Here is a 4517-nt window from a genome sequence, read left to right on the forward strand (position 1 = left end):
AGTTTGAATCGTGCCCCGGAAGCTGCCATTCCGGAAACGCAGATATTCCACCCATTTCAAAGGCGTGACCAGAATCTCGGACATTCGGCGGTTGGAAGCGGCCGCACGACAGCATGGACCGGAACGACGGCACTGAGCCCAAAGTTGCCATTGATTCAGATCGTAGCATCCAAACAAAAATTGCAAAAGAAGACTTTCGCCACAGGTGCGACATCAAGGTCAGAAATACCTTTGATGACATTGCAAAGGCATTGGAACAATCGGGTTAGTGACCCACTCGCGGGCCTATTTGCAAAAATTGGTAGAGAGCCGTGAACAAAACGCTGTCCCGGCCCTCTACGTTAAGATTGACTATTTGGCGACGGGGACAATCTCGGGTATCTGATACTCGTAGAAGGCGGAGACATTAGGTTCGTAAGCGCGCATCAGGAATGCCCAGTTGTCTTCAGTCGTCAGAATGAAATTCTTGATGTCCTGCACATCCGAGCACGCCTCTTTAGAACCAAAATGCACTGTGAAGGTGTCGTCTTCGTTCAATGTGGCGTTGCCGGTGTTCACGATGTTATTCTCATTCGCCATGAGGTATTTTTCACTGTTGTAGGCCGTGATTGACCAAAACTGGCTCACGATCGGCTGATCGTAAGTTGCGACATAGCAGGTGTCAGATTTGGCATTTTGAAGGGCATAAGGCGCATACATCGCGTATTCATCTGCGGCCAAGCCCCATGCGCCCGCGGTGGCGTATGTGAACCGCTCCCAGTCCGCAACCTTGGTGATGTCGTCGGTCATCAATCCGAAGGTGTCCGACATTTTGTCGTATTCCAGCATCATGGCATCACGCACTGCCAACATCGCGACTTCGTCATAGGTCGAAACGGGCGCGGCGGCTGTCGCTTCTATTTGCAACTGCGGATGCAGTGTTTCGAGGATATACTTAACATCTTCTTCAGATGCATCTGTGCCGATACGGACGCCAATTGCGACGTGGCCGCCGGGAAAATGCCCAGGATCAAAGGAATATGTTCCACCTCCCACCAACTGCTGGCTCATGTGTTCTTCACTGACGATCTGCGCTGTGAGGAACCGGTTGCCTGTGTCAGGCATGTGGAGCGTAAAGCCCTCGGATGCATCCACAATCCCCATCGAATAGATGACGTCGTTATTCGGGCTGACGACCCATTTATCCTCGGCTCTCGCAAGCGATTGAAAGTGGTAAAAGTTATTGATCCCTTCGCGTTCAGCCATCCCGGACATGAAGTGAAGCGACTCCGCGCGGATGAATTCCTCTGGCGACATACCGTGGTTATGTGGGTCCGCAGCCCAACCGTCAGACTGGATCGGGGGAATTGTATCGAATGGTGCGCCGATGACAACCGACGGAGCGAGGGTGATGAGGAGCAGTGCCCCTGTCGTAAGTTTCAAATTCTTCTGCAATTGGGCCATCCTTTTTGATCGCGAGGCTCACTGTTTTTCAGGCGCAATGCTGCGGATCGAATCGATGTAGTCGATTGTCTCCTGCACATCGATTGGTAGGTACATCCGAACAATACCAGTCCATCCTTTCTGAACCGTCAGGCTGTTGGGTTGATCCGGACAGTTCAGATAGATTGAGTAGGAGTCACCGTCGTCCTGCATATTCTCATGGCCGATGTAGAAATCATCCTCTACAATCCAGCCCGCAGTGTCATAGGTTGTCAAAGAAAAGAAGCCACCGCCCGCCCAATCAAGGTTGGGTTTCGGTAAGGTATAGCGCTGGCAATCAGCGTCTCCTTGGCCCGCAACCGCCGAGAGGTATTGCGCTGTATCAGCAGGCAGGCCACCCCAACCCACCGCAGCAGCATATATGTAGCTTGTCGGATCGACATCATCCATCGTGGCTCCGAAAGATTCATGTTCGATTATTTTAGCTTTTCCATCGGCAAACTCCTGAACGAGCTTGTTGCGGAAGGTTTCCACGTCTTCGCTCCGGAAGCCCTTTGCGGGGTATGGAACTGCCGAGTTGGCCTCAATTTTCATTGCACGTTGAGCCGCGAGGGATTCCTCAAGGTCGTCGGTGATTTTTGTCCGCGCCAATAGATACACATACGTGCCACCTGTCACGTCTTCTGGGGTGATGGTCCGACTTTCACCGGCCTTGATCACAAAATGGGACAGGTGGTTTTCATCCATTACGTGTATGATTTGAAAGTCAGCGCGGGGTGGTACGATCAACGTGGCACCCTTTGAAATGTCAACAACTGCAAGAGAATACATAACGTCCCGATTGGAGCGAATTACATCCTGCGCGTCTTTGCTCACTGGGCCGTTGTGAACAAAGGTATTTACTGGGGCATTTTCCTGCTGATTGTTAAAGTACCAGTCAGATTCAGCGACGACATAGTTGTCCATCGTCACATCGATTTCCTGAGCATTTAGCGATGCCGCTGCCATGCTTAATGTCAAAGCAATCGTGAAAGAACTTGTTCCTTGGAAAAATCTTGAAAAAGAATGAAACATGATTTTTGATCCCTTGATAAAAAATTTAACTTCTGGACGCCATTAAGCACTGCAAGACAGGCAGAAACTATGCAGATTGTGCCAATCTTAAGCGCAGATGAAAATTTTTCTGGCCGAGCGCGCAGTTTCTTTAGGAGTTTCGCCAAACGTGCTTCGGTAAATGGAGGAAAACCGGCCAAACTCCGTAACACCGAAGCTGGAAACCGTTTTGCTGACCGACGCCCTCTCGCCTGACATCAACAAATCACGGATCAGATATAGTTTGTGACGGTTAATAAATTTTATCGGCGTGTCGCTCAGAATAACTTCAAAAGCTCGGTGTAGCGTTCGGCGGGATGCACCGGACGCCAAGGCAAGCTCTTCAATGGAGATCTTTTCGTTCGCATGTGCATTTATGTAGTCAATCGCACGCTTAACAACATGCTCCAATCCGCGTATCGACGGCACGCCACAAATCTGATGAGGATCGCGGCCCAGATGTGAAATCAATGTTTCAAGAGCAAGGCTTGCGGTTTCGGCAGGATGGAGTGCCCCTTGTCCGTCCTGATGCAAACCCGCGGTTTGCACGCGCAACAGTTTGAGTAAGGAGTTTTGCAGCTGCTGTGGGTGGTGCCCTGTGACAAGACACTCAGGATCAATGACAATCTCGAGTTGTTCCGCCTCCCACGCCAGACTCTCACGAGATAGGCTTAACCCAAGATACAAAGATCCAGGCATGTAAAGCGCTTCATGCTCTTCGCCCGGCAAAAAGACACCAACTGTACCGCTCTCAATCCCATGCAGCCACTGAAGCGAGCCTTCGGTGATTTGGAGGCCAACACCCAGAGTAATATCTGTTTCGGAAAGCGTTCCCGATAGTGAAATTTTGCTGTTTAAGAGCCCGGTTGTGCAAACCATCCGCTGGGTAGCCACAAATGCGAGGCAAGCATTTAGCTGTCCTGCGTCCATCTGTTGTGCTTTCAAGCCAGATCCAAGCACCGCCTGTGCCAGGTCTTCGATCCGAGACACCGCAAGTTTACCATAGGCACTGTCCTGAGGGGGGGCCAATTCTCGGCCGTCCAATTTGTGCATCCTCGGAAGATAACATTGTTCTGCGGTTCACGTCGAGAAATAGTGCCCGCGCTTGTCGAGGCAATTCTGTTCGCAGATTGCGATGAGCTGGTGCTCCTAATTGCCACGCAGGTGGACTTCATGAGCGGCAGCTTTAAGGCCAAGCGGCTTCAATTTAGTTTTCCACTTAATGGATCGAAGCCACCGGTTTCTAGCCGGTCCGCTTCAGCGAACCTGTTATTGATCTTCCTCATCCGCGTACACGCGATTCTACCACAGGTTCCACGTCGTGTGGGTCACTAAATATCGATACAAGGTTCTGCAGGGTCTTATGCGAGAGCGGATACGCGAGATTATCATGCAAACTTGCTCCGAACTGGGCGTCCATATCGTGAAAGGCGTGCTGGTACGGGATCACGTGCATATGTTCCTGTCGATCCCGCCAAAACTGTCCCTGTCCAACGTCATGCAACACATTAAAAGACGCTCGTCGCGCCGCATCCAGATGGAGTTCCCTGAGTTGCGAAAGCGACACGGGAGCAGGCGGTTTTGGGCACGCGGATACTTTTCGACAACCTCAGGAAATGTTACCGACGACATCATCACGCTGTACCTGGAATTACATTCCGCCAAATGATGCTACCGGCGTCAGCCGGTAGTCCTTCACTTAGATCGAACGGCGGTTTTGTCCGCTCCGCCGAACTTAGCGTCCCCAAAATACTGCACAATGCACCAATGGCTGTTCTGGGGAAGCTGCACCGCAGCACCAGATCAACCGATGAAAGGCAGGAATGGGCCGAAAGCTGTCATTGGGTCGAACCGCTCCAACAGCGGCTTCGTTTTAGGTTTTTCGATGCGGGCCATGGTGCGAGATTTCAGCTTGTGCTGAGCGTGGCCCGCGTTGGGAAACCTGACTAGGAGGAGGCCGCGGGAGGTGTGTGATTTCCTATGGGGAAAGCATGAAACGGTTG

Annotated in this window: 6 protein-coding genes; 2 read left to right on the forward strand and 4 right to left on the reverse strand. The window is 51.5% G+C overall.

Going from position 1 to position 4517, the window contains the following annotated elements; all coding sequences use genetic code 11:
• Positions 1–315: hypothetical protein (locus tag ABJI08_RS13050; protein ID WP_348402289.1), on the forward strand; the 315-nt coding region annotated here is incomplete at its 5' end.
• Positions 316–351: 36 nt separating this feature from the next.
• On the opposite strand, the gene ABJI08_RS13055 is transcribed toward ABJI08_RS13050, so the two are convergent.
• The 3 genes from ABJI08_RS13055 to ABJI08_RS13065 all read right to left on the reverse strand — a co-directional run bounded on the left by ABJI08_RS13055 (position 352) and on the right by ABJI08_RS13065 (position 3558).
• Positions 352–1422 carry a DUF1214 domain-containing protein gene (locus ABJI08_RS13055; RefSeq protein ID WP_348402290.1) on the reverse strand — a complete coding sequence of 357 codons (1071 nt, stop codon included), beginning with the start codon at positions 1420–1422 and terminating at the stop codon, positions 352–354.
• Positions 1423–1461: 39 nt separating this feature from the next.
• The gene (locus ABJI08_RS13060) at positions 1462–2496 is read right to left on the reverse strand and encodes a DUF1254 domain-containing protein (RefSeq protein WP_348402291.1); all 1035 of its coding nucleotides are present in this window, start codon (positions 2494–2496) and stop codon (positions 1462–1464) included.
• Between the two features lie 87 nt (positions 2497–2583).
• The gene (locus ABJI08_RS13065; RefSeq protein WP_348402292.1) at positions 2584–3558 is read right to left on the reverse strand and encodes an AraC family transcriptional regulator; all 975 of its coding nucleotides are present in this window, start codon (positions 3556–3558) and stop codon (positions 2584–2586) included.
• A 277-nt stretch (positions 3559–3835) separates the two neighbouring features.
• Between ABJI08_RS13065 and tnpA the strand changes: the two genes are divergently transcribed.
• A complete protein-coding gene (tnpA, locus tag ABJI08_RS13070) occupies positions 3836–4183 on the forward strand; it encodes an IS200/IS605 family transposase (RefSeq protein WP_348402293.1) in 348 nt (115 codons plus the stop codon).
• A gap of 134 nt (positions 4184–4317) precedes the next feature.
• Here tnpA and ABJI08_RS13075 read toward each other — a convergent pair.
• Positions 4318–4517: hypothetical protein (locus ABJI08_RS13075; RefSeq protein ID WP_348402294.1), on the reverse strand; the 200-nt coding region annotated here is incomplete at its 5' end.

The sequence above is a fragment of the Shimia sp. genome (assembly GCF_039969785.1).
In the GTDB taxonomy this organism is placed as follows: domain Bacteria; phylum Pseudomonadota; class Alphaproteobacteria; order Rhodobacterales; family Rhodobacteraceae; genus Shimia.